The organism is Aminobacterium sp. UBA4908 (genome assembly GCF_002398115.1).
GTDB lineage: Bacteria > Synergistota > Synergistia > Synergistales > Aminobacteriaceae > Aminobacterium > Aminobacterium mobile.
The window spans coordinates 54,197-73,233 of record NZ_DHCG01000007.1; the positions used below are offsets into that span (position 1 = coordinate 54,197).

Annotated in this window: 17 protein-coding genes; 8 read left to right on the forward strand and 9 right to left on the reverse strand. The window is 39.9% G+C overall.

Features of this window, described 5'->3' with window-relative positions:
* Nucleotides 1–25 precede the first annotated feature (25 nt).
* Nucleotides 26–793 (reverse strand): patatin-like phospholipase family protein, encoded by a 768-nt coding sequence (locus B4J50_RS06730; RefSeq protein WP_024822745.1) that lies wholly within the window; start codon nucleotides 791–793, stop codon nucleotides 26–28.
* A gap of 32 nt (nucleotides 794–825) precedes the next feature.
* Nucleotides 826–1,032 carry a hypothetical protein gene (locus B4J50_RS06735; RefSeq protein WP_286846047.1) on the reverse strand — a complete coding sequence of 69 codons (207 nt, stop codon included), beginning with the start codon at nucleotides 1,030–1,032 and terminating at the stop codon, nucleotides 826–828.
* A 152-nt stretch (nucleotides 1,033–1,184) separates the two neighbouring features.
* On the opposite strand from B4J50_RS06735, the gene B4J50_RS06740 reads away from it, so the two are divergent.
* The gene (locus B4J50_RS06740) at nucleotides 1,185–2,441 is read left to right on the forward strand and encodes a hypothetical protein (RefSeq protein ID WP_286846045.1); all 1,257 of its coding nucleotides are present in this window, start codon (nucleotides 1,185–1,187) and stop codon (nucleotides 2,439–2,441) included.
* A gap of 9 nt (nucleotides 2,442–2,450) precedes the next feature.
* Here B4J50_RS06740 and B4J50_RS06745 read toward each other — a convergent pair whose 3' ends face one another.
* Entirely contained in the window at nucleotides 2,451–3,386 is a 936-nt protein-coding gene (locus B4J50_RS06745; protein WP_024822743.1) for a DUF1848 domain-containing protein, read from the reverse strand.
* Between the two features lie 211 nt (nucleotides 3,387–3,597).
* Here B4J50_RS06745 and B4J50_RS06750 point away from each other — a divergent pair, with 211 nt between their 5' ends.
* Nucleotides 3,598–4,623, forward strand: coding sequence for a DUF4236 domain-containing protein (locus B4J50_RS06750; RefSeq protein WP_024822742.1), 1,026 nt, complete (start codon nucleotides 3,598–3,600; stop codon nucleotides 4,621–4,623).
* A 25-nt stretch (nucleotides 4,624–4,648) separates the two neighbouring features.
* Here the strand turns inward: B4J50_RS06750 and B4J50_RS06755 are convergent, their stop codons facing one another.
* Nucleotides 4,649–5,551: a DMT family transporter gene (locus B4J50_RS06755; protein ID WP_024822741.1), complete on the reverse strand. Its 903-nt coding sequence runs from the start codon at nucleotides 5,549–5,551 to the stop codon at nucleotides 4,649–4,651.
* 459 nt (nucleotides 5,552–6,010) lie between these two features.
* Between B4J50_RS06755 and B4J50_RS06760 the strand changes: the two genes are divergently transcribed.
* The 4 genes from B4J50_RS06760 to B4J50_RS06775 all read left to right on the forward strand — a co-directional run bounded on the left by B4J50_RS06760 (nucleotide 6,011) and on the right by B4J50_RS06775 (nucleotide 9,570).
* Entirely contained in the window at nucleotides 6,011–8,074 is a 2,064-nt protein-coding gene (locus B4J50_RS06760; RefSeq protein WP_286846042.1) for an NAD(+) synthase, read from the forward strand.
* A 143-nt stretch (nucleotides 8,075–8,217) separates the two neighbouring features.
* Nucleotides 8,218–8,589, forward strand: a complete 372-nt coding sequence (locus tag B4J50_RS06765; protein WP_286846041.1) for a CidA/LrgA family protein — start codon at nucleotides 8,218–8,220, stop codon at nucleotides 8,587–8,589.
* Complete coding sequence (locus B4J50_RS06770) at nucleotides 8,573–9,286, forward strand: LrgB family protein (RefSeq protein ID WP_286846038.1); 714 nt, start codon at nucleotides 8,573–8,575, stop codon at nucleotides 9,284–9,286. Before B4J50_RS06765 ends, B4J50_RS06770 begins: the two co-directional genes overlap by 17 nt.
* A 71-nt stretch (nucleotides 9,287–9,357) precedes the next feature.
* Nucleotides 9,358–9,570 carry a hypothetical protein gene (locus tag B4J50_RS06775; RefSeq protein ID WP_024822737.1) on the forward strand — a complete coding sequence of 71 codons (213 nt, stop codon included), beginning with the start codon at nucleotides 9,358–9,360 and terminating at the stop codon, nucleotides 9,568–9,570.
* Here B4J50_RS06775 and B4J50_RS06780 read toward each other — a convergent pair.
* Nucleotides 9,534–11,237: a putative bifunctional diguanylate cyclase/phosphodiesterase gene (locus B4J50_RS06780; protein ID WP_286846037.1), complete on the reverse strand. Its 1,704-nt coding sequence runs from the start codon at nucleotides 11,235–11,237 to the stop codon at nucleotides 9,534–9,536. The genes B4J50_RS06775 and B4J50_RS06780 overlap by 37 nt on opposite strands.
* Nucleotides 11,238–11,662: 425 nt before the next feature.
* Between B4J50_RS06780 and B4J50_RS06785 the strand changes: the two genes are divergently transcribed.
* A complete protein-coding gene (locus tag B4J50_RS06785) occupies nucleotides 11,663–12,262 on the forward strand; it encodes a helix-turn-helix domain-containing protein (protein ID WP_024822735.1) in 600 nt (199 codons plus the stop codon).
* 15 nt (nucleotides 12,263–12,277) lie between these two features.
* Here B4J50_RS06785 and B4J50_RS06790 read toward each other — a convergent pair whose 3' ends face one another.
* The 4 genes from B4J50_RS06790 to B4J50_RS06805 all read right to left on the reverse strand — a co-directional run bounded on the left by B4J50_RS06790 (nucleotide 12,278) and on the right by B4J50_RS06805 (nucleotide 18,232).
* On the reverse strand, nucleotides 12,278–14,116 hold the full coding sequence (locus B4J50_RS06790) for an ABC transporter ATP-binding protein (RefSeq protein ID WP_286846032.1): 1,839 nt from the start codon (nucleotides 14,114–14,116) through the stop codon (nucleotides 12,278–12,280).
* Between the two features lie 5 nt (nucleotides 14,117–14,121).
* Nucleotides 14,122–15,879 carry an ABC transporter ATP-binding protein gene (locus B4J50_RS06795; protein ID WP_286954027.1) on the reverse strand — a complete coding sequence of 586 codons (1,758 nt, stop codon included), beginning with the start codon at nucleotides 15,877–15,879 and terminating at the stop codon, nucleotides 14,122–14,124.
* 49 nt (nucleotides 15,880–15,928) lie between these two features.
* On the reverse strand, nucleotides 15,929–17,749 hold the full coding sequence (locus tag B4J50_RS06800) for a C69 family dipeptidase (protein WP_286846029.1): 1,821 nt from the start codon (nucleotides 17,747–17,749) through the stop codon (nucleotides 15,929–15,931).
* Nucleotides 17,750–17,986: 237 nt separating this feature from the next.
* Nucleotides 17,987–18,232 (reverse strand): thioredoxin family protein, encoded by a 246-nt coding sequence (locus B4J50_RS06805; RefSeq protein ID WP_024822731.1) that lies wholly within the window; start codon nucleotides 18,230–18,232, stop codon nucleotides 17,987–17,989.
* Nucleotides 18,233–18,631: 399 nt separating this feature from the next.
* Between B4J50_RS06805 and B4J50_RS06810 the strand changes: the two genes are divergently transcribed.
* Complete coding sequence (locus B4J50_RS06810) at nucleotides 18,632–18,961, forward strand: cupin domain-containing protein (protein WP_024822730.1); 330 nt, start codon at nucleotides 18,632–18,634, stop codon at nucleotides 18,959–18,961.
* Nucleotides 18,962–19,037 lie beyond the last annotated feature (76 nt).

A 19,037-nucleotide genomic window follows, 5' to 3' on the forward strand; every position in this document is an offset into this window, starting at 1 on the left:
CTAGATATCGTTTTCGCAGCACTTCCTAGATTATGTTTTCTAATGTTTTACGTGCTTCAAAATATCCCTTTTCAATGAGGGCTTCTGTTTGTCCTGTATCGATCATATTGAAAGCAAAAAGATCTGGTTTAATGAGGATATCGGCTTCTTCAGTCTGTAACTTTGTGGCTGTTTTCAATGCAATATCGAAAGATCTCAGTAACACTTCAATAATATTCTCAGGTCTTTTTTCTCCGTGTTTAGCGTTAAGATCGACACCAATAATCAAATCAGCTCCCATCTCTTTTAGTGGAGTTATAGGGACATTTTCAACTATCCCGCCATCCACAAGAAGTTGATTATTTATCTCCACAGGCACGAAAACACCTGGAATGCATGTACTTGCCGTTACGGCAGTTGCCACATCCCCTTTTTTAAGCACAACTTTTTCTCCACTTGTAATGTCTGCTGCTACCATAGCTACGGGAATATGAGCCTCGTCGAAAGTAACGTTCCCAAGATTTTCAATAATGAGTTTACCTAGTTTTTTATTTGAAAGCAATCCAAATTGTGATAGGGATATTCCTGAGATATCAAGCCAATTCAAACCTCTTGCAATTTCCCTAATTTCTTCCCATCTCTTGCCAAAAGCAAAAAAAGCGGAGATGAACGCTCCAATACTTGTTCCAGCTATATAACTTACGGGGATGTTACATTCTTCAAATGCTTTTAATACTCCTATATGGGCAGCACCAAGAACAGCCCCACCTCCAAGGGCGAGTCCAATTTTTTTGTTCCCAATGAATGTTTTCATTGCATTTAATTTCTCCTCAATCTGTGAGTTCTTTAACTTTTACATCCTTTAGAACTATCATTGTTATGTATTTTCTTTTGTTCGTCAATTGTGTGAGAATCTATTTGGGATAAGATGTTAGGGAAAATGCCTGCGCCGGCCACAACAACTTCCATTTCAATGTCAAGTTCATAATTGATGTCAAGACTGCGATGTATTCCCAGCGCTGGAAGGATGTCCTCAAAATTACGGAGTGTCAATAGGAGGAATATTTTTTGTAAGACAGAGGTATTCCCAAATGTAATCTTTTTGTTTTATTATTATGTTTACGGTTTATTAAGATACAGTGTTTGGGCGGTAAGCAGGATCTGTGGGAAGTAAAATTATTTTATATGTGAGGAGGAGTTTCGAAATGGCCTATCAGTTTTTGAGTATTGCTCCTTGCGTGGTAGATGATATTAATAATTTCCTTTCCGACCCTCGAAACGATGCCGTGTCTGACTTGAGCAGGGTAGTTGCAAAGTATGGAACAGTAGACGAAATCAACAAAAAAGCGCATGAAGCGGGGAAAGTAGAAAACCATATGAAAAAGCTAGAGCGAATAAGATCTCCCTACATAAAAGATTTGGAATGGCTTCAGAATGCCAAAGATAGCGGAAGTTTTATTTCTCTTTCAGAATATCGTTCCCGAGTTGCCCCAGATCGCCCGATATGGGACTATGACGAAACAAAGGCCCCAACTTTAGAGATCAGTGCCCTCCAATATTTTCCGTGGCTCGTAGCAGAAGTTAAGCAGGCTATTGAAAAAGGGGAAGTTCTTCCTGGACGGTTTATTCGCGAGAGAAAAATGAAGGAACAAGAAGCTGAAAACGAAGATTTGCCCGCAGTGCGGGCTGCTATAAAAATTTTAGGTGCAAGTTGCGTAGAAACTCTTGATACGAAAGGGACTGATGGTTCTAACATCCACCTTGGAGGCCCGAGCACTATTACGGGATATTTTGGTGGAATCGGGCAACCTAACAGCCATCCCTTACGGTGGATTGATGAATTCCTTTATTACTATGTAAATTACGGTGTTGATGAAGTTCTTAATATTAATCCAGGGACGGTTTTTTTGGGGTACCTTCTTTATCGCTTAGGGGTGAATATTAAGTTTAAAATCTCAGTTTTTATGGGGAACGATAATCCGTATGCCGTTTTATGGACATTGCTTGCTGCTCGGCTTTTTGCACGGGAGGATGGATCTACGCCTCTGGCTGGATTTAATCTGTCTAACTCTATTGATGCCGAACATCTTGCCCAAGCAGCAGCTATTCGCAAGGAGCTTAAACTAGAAAACCAAGTCCGTATAGAACATCATATTACGGAAACATGGAAGAGTATTGTTCAGCAGCCTTATAACCGAAGAGATGACTTGTTAGAACTCGTAAAAACGATACCTAATATTTCAGCGAAACATGAAGGTGGAAATCCAGAGGATGAGCAGCAACTTGCCCATCCCTCGGATATTCTTGATTATTTTAGAGATAAAAAGGAAATAGAGGCTTCTGGAGATTGGGACGCCCTTTCTCGTAATTATCTTTTGAAACATAAGGCTGTAAATAGCACTGCCGAAGCTCTTACTAAGGCTGGATTTTCTTTTATTGCGGCAGGAGTGCACCGTCTTTAACCAGCTTTGTTACAATAACAAAATTTGCGTTTCTTTCAATAACTTTACTGCCCTGTCTGTTATTTTGTTTTTTGCACGTGGTGTTCCTATGAGCAGGGGAGAAGAAGGGGTGTGAAGTTGTATGTTTTTGTAAACAGTCTCATCGCTTGTGTTGGCATAACAATAGAGGCAGCCGTGAGAGCAGCTATTGTATGCTCCTATATCGATGCTTTCCATGCACCCACATTCGGGGCGCTGATTTTTGTCGTTTGTCCCTTTGAGAGGGTATCCTGTAATTTTTTCTATAGTTCTCTTATCAATGCATGAAGCATGTTGTATGCCATACTGACTCAAGGGGATTTTTTCGGAACATGTCTCAAGCGAAATATTCCATTCTTTTGCAATTTCAGAGAAACCGTAAGCAATTTTATGCATATTTTGAATGCCGATCTCTCCTACTATTTCTTGTGCTCTTCGTTTTATTTTGGCATATAGATCTACGTAACTAAAAATACATTTGGACGTATAGCCAGAAAGCAGCTTGCTCAGTTTGTAAAATGAGCGAAGATGATGTTCAATGAAAAGGTTGTTATTGATGATAACAGGGTCATAGCGCCAGATAACCCTTTCTTTCCCGATTGTATCGCTTAACTTTTTAAATCCTTTTATAATTTCTTTTTTGTCGCCTACTCTTTTTTCGATGCTGTTATCATAAGGATTGAGGGTGAAGAGAAAATAATATCTGAACCCCATGCGATTTATAGCGTCAAGATGGCTTATCAGAGGAATTGCGTTTTTTGTCCAAAAAACAATACAATCGACGACTTCTTTATTGAGTGGAATGTTGCTGATTTGTTTGAGGTTCATAGGGTTTTGCACATAAACGAATCCCTCTTTCAAGCGAGTTATGAACCACGTGGCATAAAAAGCTGGTATGTCTGTACGTCTACTGGCACTTATAATCACAGCACTGCCCCCTGAGACTCATTCACTAAATTAAAAGTATCCAGAGTTTTCCCTAGTATAATTTTTTAACTTTCGGTTATAAAAAAGATGGACATTTAGAAGCGGTCTTATGTATTTTACGTTATAGCGACGCTTATGTGGAGAGTAGCTTTTTTAGGTTGAATACGAAGAGTTGCTATGATAGGTTAGCCATATCAAGGGAGGGAATGGCATGGGGTTTCGTTTTACGAGACGCTTTAGAGTTGCTCCTGGTATTTCCATTAATTTGAGTAAATCGGGAGCTTCTGTTTCTGTAGGGGCAAGAGGTGCGAAGGTAACGGTAGGTCCTCGCGGAGTAAGGAAGACAGTAGGTATTCCTGGGACGGGTCTTTATTACACGACTATGAGCTCCTGGAAAAAAGGTTCAGGCTTAAAAGAATCAGGTTCGCGTTCTATTGCGACGCGGGAGGAAATTATAAAAAAGAAACTCTCTCCTGGCTTTTTTAGAAGATTTTTCCTGTCGCAATCAGAAGAAAACTTTATAGATGGCTTGAGGGCGTATTTAGAGTCTAACGAAGACAAAGCTTTAATTTGCTTTTGCCAATCTCTAAATATAGCAGATTCAGCCTTTATGGCTGGGCTTATAAGCCTTAGCGGGAATAATCCTCAGCAGGCGGTTGTTGCTTTTCGTCAAGCGAAGGAACAAAAGAATTCTCTAGGTTCCCTTTTTAAGAAATTAGGTGTCTGCATGTCGCTTCACTTACCTCTTTCCGAAGAAGTAAACGTGGAAATATGGCCAGATGAAAAGGGAGTTTCCCTTGCTTTAGTAGAAGCCCTGCAGCAAGTGGAGGAGTATGACGAAGCTGTTGTTATACTTAGAGAGCTTATGACAGAAAGTCCCCACGATGTGTCTCTTCGCCTTTCTTTAGCGGAGCTGCTTATAGAAATATCGAAAAATATCCCTGATGAGGCAGTTGCTCTTAAAGAAGTGATAGAGATCAGTGAGGGTATAAATAACGAAACAGCTCTTCATAGCGCTTTGTTGTTATATAGGGGCAAAGCTCTTAGAAAACTCGGCTATTTCTCTGCTGCACGCGATGTGTTGACTGCGGCGTTACGTCGAAAGAAAGATAGACCGACAGATTTGCTTTCAACCATTCGATATGAACGAGCCTGTGTGTATGAAGAGTTAGGGCAGAAGAAAAGGGCTAAAGATGAAATTGAGATCGCAACGGCTGAGAAAGGGGCTTTAGTATAAAGCAATTATTCTTGTTTTTAAGTGCCTATTGCCCTTTCAGCAACGCTATAAGAGATCCTGTCAGTACTAAAATTCCACCAAAATATTGCGAAAAGCTCAGATGTTCTCGAAAAAAGACAATAGAGAGGATAACGGTTACAAGTGGTTCTGTCATGCTAAGAATGGCAGCGATTGCGGGAGTCGTTAGTTTTACACCAAGGAAAAAAGAGAGGAAACCAGAAACGGAAACAAAAGAAATGAAACAGAAAATAAGCCACACAGATGGAGTATGAGAAAGCAACAGATTATGAGTAGTTACGCCAGCTATTAGAAAAGACAAAGCAGAAAAGGAACAGACATAGGCGACAATAATCTGGTATGAGATATTTTTCATAAGAGAGTTCCCGTAAAGAATATATGAGGTGTAAGAAAAAGAAGCGACTCCAGCTAAAAACACTCCTTTTATACTAATTGAATAGATGATGTCCCCTGTAAGAAAAAAAAGGCCTGCCGATGACAAAATAATGGAGGCGAGGAGCATTTGAGTAATAGGTTCCCTATTTATGTATACTGTTACGATGGCAACGACAGCAGGGTATGAATAAAAAATGAGAGTAGCCATGGACGCTGGTATATATTGAAAGCTTGAAAAATAGCTAAAACTAGTAAGAGTAAAGAGAATGCCTCCAAGTACAAACATATGCAGGAAGTCTTTTTTCCCCAATAAAAAGCATTGGTAACCTTTTTTGCGGAAGAGCAAGGCGAAAAGAGCAATGGAAGCAAGAGTGAACCGAATAAAATGAAATGTTATTACATTAACCCCTTCTTTATAGGCATATATAGCGAGGATAGGGATAAAACCAAATAAAAAAGCGGACAAGAGAGCAAAAAATGTCCCTTTCACATAGTTGTCAGAAATAGATTGCTGGTTTTCTCGAGGTGTCTTCATTTTAACTAAGCCTCTCTTTCCATATGATGGCTCTAAGATACATTATTCCCTTGAGACAAACTAGTCTTTGTTTTTTTATTTTTGTATATATTTTGTATATATTAATTTTTTAGTTTTTATGCTCTCATAAAAGCGCTGCTGAGTTTTTGTAAAGGAGAAGTCGCCCAAAAGGTAGTTCTTCCTTTTATTAAGGGGGTATGAAAAATGATCGGCGGATACCGTGTCTTTTTATAAAGTCTTAACGGGAGAGATCAAATACCCCTGCAGGAATTACGAGAGTTTCCGATAGTTTACCTTGAGAAACGTTGTGAAATATTCAGATCTGATGATGGGAAATATCACTTTTTATTAGGGGAAGAGAGTTATTTTAACTGACAGAGACTGTATAATTTACAAGAAGGCCTTGGATTTCTATTTTTTGCTATATTAAAGCACGACGAAAAGTTAAGGAGGGAAGCTGTGGAGGAGAGAAAGGACTTTTTTAACTTATACAATCATAATTTTGTACGTGTTGCTGCGTGTATTCCCGAACTAAAGGTAAGTGACCCTGAATACAATGGGGGCAAGACTATAGATTTGGCTCGGAAAGCTTATGACCAACACGCGATTTTAGCTGCTTTCCCAGAGTTGGGATTGTCCAGTTATACGAATGAAGACCTGTTTTTTCAGGATGCATTGCAAAAATCAGCGTTGTCCAGCCTTGGTATGGTCCTTGAGGCCACTGCTTCAATGGACATGATTGTGATTGTAGGCGCACCTCTTAAAGTTGTGAATGGGCTTTTCAATTGTGCTGTAGTCATACTTAAAGGGGTAATCCTTGGCATTGCTGTCAAGAGCTTTTTGCCAAACTATCGAGAGTTCTATGAGCTGCGCCATTTTCGTCAAGCGAGTGAACTTTTAGTAAATTCCATAGATATTTTAGGACAGAGGAATGTTCCCATAGGGACGGACCTGATATTTGAAGCGGTAAATATTCCAGACTTTAGGCTTTTCTGTGAAATATGCGAAGATCTGTGGACACCTATTCCTCCCTCTAGCTATGCTGCCTTGAATGGTGCTACTATTATCGCCAATTTGTCAGCTTCTAACGTTACTATTGGTAAAGAAGAATATCGTCGCTCCCTAGCGTCCAACCAATCGGCTCGGTGTATTTCTGCCTATATATACACAGCGTCGGGGCCAGGGGAATCCACTACAGATCTCGCTTGGGATGGACATGCCATGATCTATGAAAATGGGGAGCTTATGGCAGAATCGAAGCGATTTTCTTGGGATCCCCAAGTTGTAATGGCAGATGTGGATCTTGGCCGTCTTGCTAAAGATCGAATGATCATGACAAGTTTTGTGGAGAAGAGGACGATGAAGGGGGGAAATAGTGAACCTTTTAGAAGAATTAAATTTTCACTGAAAGTTCCTTCAGGAAAAATTACTCCTGTTCGTACGATTCCCCGATTCCCTTATGTTCCTATGGATGTGGAGCTTCGAGATAAACGTTGTTATGAGATTTTTAATATTCAGGCTCAGGGGCTTGCTAAGAGGATGAAAGCTGCAGGGCTTACAAATCTTGTAATTGGGGTATCGGGAGGGCTTGATTCGACTCATGCTCTCTTGATATGTGCAAAGACGGTGGACATGCTAGGACTATCGAGAGAAAATGTGAAAGCGTATACTTTGCCAGGCTTTGCGACGTCTGAAAAAACCTTGAAGAATGCTTATAATCTTATGAATTCTCTTGGAGTGCAGATTGGGACGATCGATATACGTCCGAGTTGTCTTCAGATGTTAAAGGATATTGGTCACCCGTATGCTGCGGGAGAAAATCTGTACGACATAACTTTTGAGAATGTTCAAGCCGGGCAGAGAACTTCGATTCTCTTTAGGCTTGCAAATTGTCACCGCGGAATGGTAGTGGGAACTGGGGATTTGAGTGAGCTAGCCCTCGGATGGTGTACGTACGGGGTGGGAGATCACATGTCTCACTATAACGTAAATGCAAGCCTGCCTAAAACTTTAATTCAATATATTATTCACTGGGTTGCATCTAGAAAGCTTTTAGGCGCGGATGTTTCTGTTTTTCTTGAAGATATTTTGAATACGGAGATAAGCCCTGAACTTATTCCAGGACAAAAAGGGGATCAACCTGGTCAAAGGACGGAAGCGGTTATTGGTCCCTATGAGCTTCAAGATTTTAATATATTCTACATAACACGTTATGGTTTTCTCCCTTCTAAAGTAGCGTTTCTTTCTTGGTGTGCATGGCATGATGTTACACTAGGAGAGTGGCCTGATATTTCATTAGAGAAAAGGCACCAATATACTTTGTCTGAAATCAAATATTGGCTAGAGATTTTTATTCATCGTTTTTATAAAACGAGCCAATATAAGCGGTCATGCGTTCCAAATTCTCCCAAGGTAGGGTCAGGAGGTTCTCTGTCACCACGAGGAGACTATCGAGCTCCTAGCGACAGCGAAGAAACTCCATGGATGGAAGATTTGCAAAACATACCTGATGAAAATATGTAGCTAAAATTTTTTTGTAGGAGGAATAGAATTCCCTCTCCACAAAATAAAAGGTTTGTGGTGTGGAACATCTGATCCAGCCCTCCGGTGCTACGTTCCCTCTCTACAATGTAAAAGGGTTGTCCTTTTTAAAGGAGGTAGTTTTTTTGAAATTGCTTCAACAGCTTTTGATCGTTCTTGTCATATTTTTTATAGGACAGGCACTGCAATTTTTTACAAAGCTCCCTATCCCTGGGAGTGTCATAGGAATGATGCTCTTATTAGTGCTTTTATGCAGTAACATTATTTCTATAGAATCCTTAAGAGAGTTAGCTGATTTTTGTTTAGGCAATCTGGCTTTTTTCTTTGTACCGGTTATTTTAGGAGTGATTACAAGCAAAGACAAAATTATGCATGTCGCCCCTCAATTTATATTTATTGTTGTTGTCTCAACGTGCCTTGTAATGGCAGCTACAGGAGTTACCGCACAGTATCTGTTGCGAAGGAAAGAGAGAAGATCGAATGGAAACCTTTCTTGATATATTTCGTACCCCTCTTTTTGCTATAGCTCTTACGGTGGGAACGTATGTTCTTGGGGGCTGGGTTCGCAAAAAGACGAGATTGGTTGTTCTGATGCCAGTCATTTTTTCAGCAGTGACCATTGGGCTTATCATAGCAATGACAGATTATAGTTATGAGGATTATCGCAGTGGCGGCGATGTTATATCCATGTTCTTAGGACCTGTGACTGTTTTGTTGGCGGTTCCGATATATCGGGAATTTTCGCGACTAAAAGAAAACCTTTTATCTATTCTAATCTCTATAGGTGTAGGGATTCTGACGGCTTTTATAAGTGTGTGGTCGCTCTGTGGTCTTTTCAATTTTGGAGAGGATTTTTTCCTATCCATGGTTCCAAAATCTGTAACAGCACCAATTGGTATAGAGATAGCCCTTATTATAGAAGGAGTGGTCCCTATTACAGTTCTTGCAATAATTGGTGCAGGAGTTTCAGGAGCTATTATTGCTCCTATTTTGTGCAAAATAGCTTGTATACATCATCCGATTGCACGAGGATTGGCTATAGGTACCAGCTCTCACGCTGTAGGAACGAGCCGTGCTTTTGAAATGGGGGAGATAGAAGGGGCATTTAGTAGTCTGGCTACAGGCCTTTGTGGGGTGTTGACTGTTTTAGCGGTTCCTTTGTTACTTCGAATTGTTTCTTTTATTTCTCAATAGAAGATCCGAATAGTGAGAGAGAGTGCTATAATCTCCTTTGTGAATTCTTGGAGAAGGAGGTGGGGTAGATTATGTCAAAAGTACAGGAACTTGTTGCTAAGATAGAAAGTACGTCTAGAGATCCGAAGGCCACCGACGCAATAATAGATGGACTTCTTAACGAAATGGTAAGTCTGCTGAACAAGGAGCCGGAGGCATGGGATTTATGTACAGACAAGGTTCGTTTCTTGTTAAGTGAGCGCTTTTGTTACACGGGGCCTATGTCTTTCGGATCATATCGTTGAATCGACGATCTACCAACAGCCTCCAGATGGAGGCTGTTTCTTTTTGTTAGAATGAAGGGAGCTATCTTTTCGGCGTCGAGTGGGGGACTGTAGTAGTACCCTTGGATACTTAGGTTGGAGAGACCTAAGTCCAGGCTGTTAATTTGCTCGTTTGTCTCAACGCCTTCTATAACAATATGTTGAACTAAGCTATGGGCCATGCGAATGAAAGAATTAGCAAAGGTTTTTTCTCTCGCAGAGCGAGGGGCATTTGTTATGATCTCTCGATCAATTTTTATTCCATCGAAGGGAAAGCTTTTTACAAAATCTATAGACGAATAACCTTTCCCGAAATCATCTAAGTAGATTTTTACCCCATGGGAACGAATTTCTCCCATGACCTTCTCAAAAAGGCCATGACGATCTCGCAGGGTTTTTTCTGTTATTTCCAGTGTAAGCATTGAAGCTGGGATACTTGTAAATCTAAGTAATTTTTCTATCTCTTCTTTTAAGTGTCGATCTTGATAAATTTGAACAGGAGAGATATTTACTGATATGTTTAATTGGATACCTTGTTTTATCCATTTTTTGGCCTGTACAAAAGCTTCTTGGAGTACCCACCTCCCAATATCTATCATAACAAGGGAAGTCTCGGCCATGGGAATAAAATCGTTAGGAAAAATAACTTCTTTGTAGCCACGATGCCAGCGAAGAAGAGCCTCTACGCCAATAACGTTAGATGTTTTTATATCTATTTGTGGCTGGTATTGCAAAAAAAGCTCTTTCCGTTCTAAAGCTCTGTAGAGGTCTTTTTCGAGTCTTAAAACTTTTTTAACTTCTTCCTCAATGTTGTTGTTATAAAAGATGACATCGTTTGAAATTTTATTTTGCCTAGCTTGATGAAGCGCCATGTCTGCGCAACGCATAAGTTGTTCCGCTGAAGCTGCATTCTGGGGAAAAAGGCTTGCTCCTATATGGGTTGAGATTTCAAATGTTTCATTATCTACAATTATAGGTTGGGAGAAAATCTTTTTAATTCCTTTTATAAGGGAAGAAAGGCGTTCAGGTTTTTTTAGAGGAACAAAAAGGGCGAATTCATTATTTCTCGTTTTAAAGAAAAAATCTTCTTCAGTCAACAAGGCAAAAAGTAATCGGATAGTTTGGATAAGAACCTGTTTCCCGCTAAAAGAACCATTCCCATCTTTAAGAGTTCTGAAACGATCAAAATTAACAATAATAAGAGCAAAAGTGTCGCTCGAAAGTTTTTTCTTAATGCGTTGTTTTAAAAGAAACATAAGCGTTGTACGGTCAGAAATTTGGTATGGCAAGTTAGGATACGTTTCCCCCTTTGTAATGTGAGGCGTTCCTCCCTTTTCAATTCCTGCTCTGACAAGGTATAATTTTCGCTTGTTTTTGCTTATAAGTTGTTGAATAGAAATCCAGTATCGATGGAGTGTTCCATCGTCTATTACGGCGCCTTCCCAAGACCCGTAATTTTCCACCGTTTCCCACACGGCTTCAGGGATGTTGTTTTCTAACAAAGAAAGAATAGAACAGTTTTCTTTATGAAAAGATTTTGTAAGAGAAGGGCTCCCTATTTTATCGGAAAGAAGAACGTTGGTAGCGAATGTTTTTTTGTTTTCATCTAGAAGGATACTATGCTCTTCAACGTAAAATTCTCTTTGCATAATGAGCCTCACTTTATCTATAAAGAAAGGTTTGTGCGTTTGGCACAAGCTCTCTACTATAACGTATTGTTTTTTCACGACCCCTGAATTTTTATATCAGCGAGAGTGTGCTTAGGAAAAGAGGAGGAGGCGTTGATCGATGAAACAAAACTCCCCAGTCCATGGTCGCTAACGGGGTCGGTTCTTGGAGGAAGTAAACAAAATACTGAAAAGATATCCAGAAATAGATAAAAATATTAAAGTATCAACTTTTATTAATATTAAACGACAAATTGGATATGCACAAGGGGTTTTCCTTTTTTTAAAAAAATAAAGAACGATAAATATCTTAAATGATAATTTTTATAGCCAAAGAGATTATTGAGTTATCTATTCCAATGGATACAGTAGTCCATAAGGGCTTTTTTATTAAAGAGGAGATAGGGATGATCGGGCACAGGATAAAAGTAGTTCGACGCAAAAGAGGCTTAACTCAGCAGGAGTTAGCGGAGATTATTGGAGTCACGAAGCTAACAATTTCTCGATGGGAACGAGGAGAACGTTCCCCAAACGCAGAGATGGTATTTGCTGTGGCAAAGGCTTTGCAAACAACTTCCTCTTATCTTTTGGGTGAAACAGATTGCGCTGATGGCTATGAAAAAGAGAATAGTTTTATGTTGCGGGCTATGCGGCAATATCTAGAGCTAAGTTTGTATGAAGCGGCAGGTATTCTAGGCATTTCTCCGCAAACCTTAGAGTATTTAGAAAGAGAGGAAAGTAGAGGATCTATAGAAGATAAAACTTTAATTATAAAAAAATATGGTATCTATATGGCTCGTCTAGATAATGATTCAGGTGTTTATCAAGAGAAAAAACAGAGTGCTATGGACTTTGAGGTATTGTTAAAAATCATGGCATCATATGATCCAGATATAGTTCTCCACTTACGCAGCCTTGCAAAAAATGTTGAAGAGATTTCTGAAGAAGACTGGGAATTTTTAGCTAACCTTCTGAAAATTTCCTTAAAGCGTATTTTGAAAAAATAGAGCGATATTACGTCATCATATGAGGTGTCCTTTAAACTGACTTATATATAAATGGTAATAAAATCCTTGACGTTGTAATAACTCTTCATGGGTTCCTTTTTCAACAAGTTCTCCTTTGTTTATTACAAGAACCTGGTCAGCATTGCGGATTGTACTTAAACGGTGAGCGATTACGAAACTGGTCCGTCCTTCCATAAGATGTAGAAGAGCGTTTTGAATCCGAATTTCAGTACGTGTGTCTACGTTGCTTGTCGCTTCGTCTAATATTAAAATTCTTGGATTGGCGAGGATAGCACGAGCGATAGAGAGAAGTTGACGTTGTCCTTGGCTAAGGTTGCTTCCTCGTTCTGATAGTAGTGTGTGATATTCTTGTGGCAAGAGGCCAATGAAATGATCTGCTTCAGCCATTTTTGCGGCAGTTATTACTTCTTCGTCAGTTGCGTCTAAGCGCCCGAAACGGATATTTTCCATAACGGAATCGGAAAATAAAAAGGTTTCTTGTAGTACGAGGCCGAGTTGTTGCCGCAAGCAAGATTTGGGTATAGTGCGGATATCTACCTTATCGATGGTAATTCGCCCTTCTTTAATTTCATAAAAACGAGTGATGAGATTAGTGATAGTGGTTTTTCCGGCTCCTGTAGGTCCTACTAATGCTACGGTTTCTCCTGCTTTTGTTTCAAAAGAAAGATTTTTAATGATTGGTATCCCAGGTTTATACTCAAAAGAAACGTGGTCGAAACATACATGTCCACGAAGTGGTTGCCCAGGAACAGTACAAACGTTGTCTTCACCTTCTGGTTCCATATCTATAATTTCGAAAACTCTCTCTGCGCCAGCTAAAGCTGCCTGAAAAGTATTGTATAAGTTCGATACCTGGCGAAGTGGCTGAATAAAGTTTTGCCCATAATTGATGAACGTAGCGATCAAACCTACAGTAGCAAGTCCCTTTAATGCCAGCCAACTCCCTAAGCTCACAAGGATGATGACAAAAAAATTTCCGAGCACGCCTGTTAGGGGCATCAATAAAAGGGCATAGGTGTTAGCGTAAATTCCTGCCGTATATACCCTTTGGTTATGGAGTAGAAACGTTTCTGTTACGGCTCCTTCTTTGCGAAAAGCCTTGATTACTTTAGCTCCGCTAATAGATTCTTCCATCACGCTGTTAAGAGTACCCAAGTCTTTTTGTAACAGTTGGTATCCTTTTCGAGTGTAGCGAGCTACAAATTCTGAGAACCCAAACATAAGTGGTACCACGAATAAGGAGGCCAAGGCTAATTTGGTGTCTAATATAAACATGGCTATTAAAATGCCTGCCATTGATAACATGCTGGCAAGCAGAGATGTTATATTTAAAGATATGGCTTGGCTAATAGCATCAATGTCATTTGTGAGGCGACTCATTAAGTCTCCTGCAGGGGTTTGGTCAAAAAAACTGAGAGGCAGAGATTGAAGATGTTGAAAAAGATCCTTACGCATTTGTTTGAGAGCTTTTTGAGAAATATTGCTCGTGACTCTATTGGCAATAGCTTGAAATATGTTATTTAATACATAAACGATGAGCATGAGTGAAGCGATGTTAACTAAACCTTTCGTAGTTTTAAGGGAAATGTAGAGGTCTATGGCAACTCCCATAAGGTAGGGGGCAAGGAGGCCTAAAATAGAGTAAAGAACTATAAGAGTGCATACAAATATTACAGAGATTCTATAACGGTTGAAATAGAAAAAAAGTCGAAGTAGTGTATTGTGCGGATTTTTAGCTTTTTCTATGTTGCCGATATTCCGCCTTCCTCTAGGGAGCATGTACGTTCGAATCTGATTTCTCCCAGTAGTGCGGGAATCCTTTTCACGCGCCATCTTTATTATACCTGTCTTTCTTGTCCACTTTTTTCGCCAAGCTGTGATATGTAAATTTCTTGATAGATAGAGTTTGTCTGTATCAATTTGTTATGAGGCCCCTCTGCTACTATATGTCCGTTATCTAAAACTATTATTTTATCGGCATTTAATACGGTAGAGATGCGCTGAGCCACTATAAAGATGGTTTGTTTTGCAGCAAAAACTTTAATAGCGTTCTGTATTTTCGTTTCAGTTTCTATATCCACTGCACTGGTGCTGTCATCGAGGATTAGAATTTGAGGACGAGGAAGAATGGCTCGAGCAATGGCGATACGTTGTTTTTGGCCGCCAGACAAGTTCATGCCACGTTGCTCAATATAAGAATTGTATCCTTGGGGGAGACCCATAATAAAGTCATGGACTTGAGCTATGTGGGCAGCAGTAATTATCTCTTCATCAGTAGCATGGGGCGAGCCGTAATAGATGTTATCTCGTACAGTTCCTGAAAAGAGAATAATTTCTTGAGGAACAATGCCTATATGGGCGAGCAACGAGCTATGTTGAATAGTCTGTATATCAAGTCCATCAATTAAAATTCGACCGGCAGTAACGTCATAAAATCTTGGAATTAAGTTGACGAGAGTGGATTTACCAGATCCAGTAGCGCCAAGAATAGCCACTGTTTCTCCTGGAAGAGCTTCAAAATTGATTCCTTTTAAGGTTGACTCCCTAGAGTTGTCGCTATTATAGCTGAAAGAAACATCTTCAAAAACAATATGCCCCTGAATTGTAGGGGGCAGTGCTATTTTTTCTAATCGCTTGCGTGTGTCTGGTGATGTTTCCATGATTTCTTGTATACGCTGAGCTGAAATAATTCCGCTTGCCCAAACATTCGATAGCATTGTCATCATTACAAGAGGGGTCATGGTAGTGAGAAGGTAATTCGTGAAAGCCACTATTTGTCCTGTGGTTATATTTCCTTGAGCTGCCTGAAACCCTCCAGTCCACAGTACTATTACTATGCCGATGTTTACGAGAAGCGTTAGTATGGGTGCCATGTAAGACATGAGCATCATAACTTTAACGGATTGATCGAAGAGTGCTTCATTGCAGACCTCAAATCGTTGACTTTCTGAATGAGCTCGCACAAAAGCTTTGACTAACCGTATTCCGCTGATGTTTTCTTGTAAAACAGTATTAAGTCGGTCTAGCTTTTGTTGTATAGATTGAAAAAGGGGTTCTATTTTAAGTATGAAAAAAAATAGAACTCCTGATGTAAGCAGAAGAAGGGGCAGAATGGTGAAGGCCAGCTTTTGACTTGTTTTAAACATAAGGATGAGACTGCCAATCATGAGCAGCGGTGCTCGTGTCCCTATACGTAAAGACATTTGTACAAGACCTTTTATTGTGTTTACATCGCTGGTAAGGCGCACCATAATTTCTCCTGTCTTTTGCTTGTCGAGGTCGCTGAAAGAATAGTTTTGGATCTTGAAGAAGAGATGTTCTCGTAGATCTCGAGCTACACCTTCTCCAACTTGTATGGAAAAAAAGTTGTTCCCAATGGCGGTGAAGGCACCTAAAACAGAGAGACTGACCATTAACAAGGCCGTATGAATTACAATTTGACGATTGCGAGCTGTTATGCCGTAATCAATGATTCTTTGTATAAGTCGAGGAATAAAAAGATCCATTACAACAAGAGATACGAGTAGAAGAAGAGCTATAAAAGATTGTTTCTTATATGGTTTTAAAAAAGAACGGAGCTTTAAAATGTAATCCATTTTATTCTCTCCTTGCTATGTCCCCGAGTTGTGTAAAAACTGGTGCTTGTTATTTAGCGTTATAGAGGAACGTGTTATCTTCTCGCTGTGGATACACTTGCATAATAGTACGGGCTATAAAGGTTTTACCCTCAATATCATGTCCGGCAAGCCAAAAATCAGAGCGGCATGGAAGTGCTTTTTCTGTAAGCTCTCGGACTCGGAAACGAAGAGTCCAGAGACCATTCTCTTCCAGAAGACTTTGGTCTATAGGCGTTGCCCATAAAGTATGGTTGAGCCCCCCCTGTCCCATAAGAATTGATTTCTCTACGGGGTGTCGACCTTTTAAGTTGAAACGGACAACAAGCTCGGTAGATCTATCTCCCTTAAATATATTTGTGGCGCTTGTTAGCAGTGAGATGGGAGCAAAGGGGGCGAAAAACTTTTCCAGCTTTTCTGCTGTTTGTCGCGAAATAGTTTCCCCCCATGCGGTAAGAAGCGTTCTGGCCTCCTCTTTTTCTCCAGAGAGCATCAAAGTTTCAGCTTTCTGGCGTATTTCTTCCTCTTGTTTCATAAGAGAGTCTTCATAAAAAGAGATCCAATTTTGTAAAGAGGGATGGATATCTTTATAAAGCAAGTCTGTAATTATTTGTTGTTGAGTAATATTCCACCATTTTTTTGAGTCTATATCAAGGAGAGACATATCCGGTTGACAATGCTCTTCCAGAGCAGGAATAGGTCTTTTTATGGGGGAAAGTCCTTCTGGTAAAGAGAGAATGCCGCCATGTAATGGAATATAAGGGTGAGAACAAGGACGGCCGGGGGCAATCCAAAGACAAGTGAGCTCTGGATATTCATGAAAGGCGGCTATAATCCCTTCTACTGTTGTTCCAGTGCAGATCCGCCGTAAGGGAGTATAGTGAGGAGAGAAGCCTGAAAAATCCATACGTAAATCATCAGCTGTACCTTCATAGTGGCTACGGAAAATAGCCTTGATTTTATCAAATTCTATTTTTTTACCTGGGTGCACTGTCATTGGGAGCTCTTCATTGACCCCCCATTCCCTGCCAGTGAGAATCGAAAGAGCATGACGTTGACGAAATGTATTGAACTTATGACGCCACCGTTTAGGGTTTTGGAACGCTTTCGCAAAATCAAAATCTTTTTCTTCTAACACATGGGGCGATACCCAGCCTTTTTGTGAGGCGTAATTCAGAAGATCTTTTGAGCAATAAAACTTTCTATTATTTAGATCGCCTTTACGGATGGTGTAATGGTTAGGGATGAAAGCGGCTTCATCGTCTCGTATTTGTACGGCACAATAGTGTTGGCCATGAACTACTTGTATCATCCATGCTTCGTTAGCATCGGCAATAATATAGCATCTACCTGAATCTCGGTATCCATATTGTTCTAATAGCTTCATGGCCAATATTACGCCATGGTCAGCACTGTAAGCTTGTTCAGCTAAAGCGCGGCGGAGGCCATATCCAATCCCGCCAGCTATGCAATCGGGCTCATGATCAGATCGTATATGTCGACAGCTGTCACTAAAAATACCAACACCGTGGTCGTTATAGAATATATCTGCATTTGAAAGGCCACGTTCACCTCGGACTTCACTCCAGAAAAAACCAAAAGTATGGGGTATTTGTGGGATATGGGCAGATTCCTCTTCGCATGTAAAAGTTGTTCCAGGCTTGTGGTCTCTTGGGGGGACAAGGGCGTGTCGCACTAAAAGACGATCACTATCGTCTTCATTATGAGCAACAAGAACTTTCCCTGTAGGGGAAACATCTTTCCCTAATATAAGACCGCTACAGGCACTAGCGCGACGAACAGGAACTAAGATGCCAAGAAGAACAGAAAGAATTAAGAAGGTAGAAAACACTATAAAAACTCCTTTCCTACTCTTTTAATATTTTGAGGCCCTCTTCTTGAGAGCTATTTTTTATAATATCCTATTCTCTGTCTATTATGATAACGGCTTTTTTGACAAACTTTAAAAAATAAGAGAAAACTAAAAGAGCATCTTTCGCCTTCATTAAAAAAAGAGATGCCCTAGGGCATCTCTTTCGAAACTTTTTCTGTAAGGGGTGTTACGGTAAGTTTATTTGTTTCTATTAATTCAGTTTCTGTATCGAGAGAAGAGCTTTTTCATTTTTTCCTCGTTAGGAATCTCTCCAGAAAAAAGTACTTTCCCATCTACAGCTACGGCTGGGATATGCACCATCCCAAAATGTTTGATGATCTCCCTTGTCTCTGTTACGCGCTCAATGTCATTAACAATATTAAGGGTAGTCAGAGTCTGTTTGGTCATCTCGAAAACCTTGTCACAATCTGGGCATATTCGCCCAATGACCTGAATCTTCATTTTTCTCTGCCTCCTTTTCCTCTCAAAAGTACTGGCGCCAGCGAGGGTTTTTATTAAATATTTTCAATAATCAGCATAGCACACAATTCGTATTTGCAAAATGGAGATTTAGGGTAACTCTGTTGATTACAAATAGTTAAGAGCTATTTTTATTGAATATTCATTGTTATCCTGAAAAGATTATATCTTTTCATATCTTGTTTCTAGTTTATATAGAGGATTTGGGATAAAGATATTTTTTATAAGTAATTAAAGAGGCATTTCTTTTTTGAGGAGAGGCTGAGAAAAATGTAAGGAGAGTTGTAAAAGACCCAAAATAATCATTAGTAATTTAGTAGGGTTTATGCTAGCATAATAACCGTGTAAATAAACGAATTTATACATAAAGGAGCGATAGTGATGAGTCAGAAAATATTCGAGAAGGGAACAAAATTTGAGGCTGAAAAAATGGTAGAAGTTCAAGTTGGCTCAGTGGTAAGCCGTACACTTATTGATCATCCTACCGGCACTGTAACTCTTTTTGCTTTTGATAAAGGGCAGGCTCTGAGTGAGCATACAGCTCCTTACGATGCTTTGGTTCAAATCCTTAATGGGAAGGCAGAGATTAGTCTTGGAGGTGTATCTCAACTTGTAGCTCAAGGGGAGTGGCTTATTATGCCCGCCAATGTTCCTCATGCTTTGAAAGCGGTAGAAGCTTTCAAAATGGCATTAGTGATGATTCGTTCTTAAATGAAAAAAAGGTCTCCATTTCTGTGGGAGACCCTTTTGAATATATTATTCAAATCTCCATATATTTCCTGATACA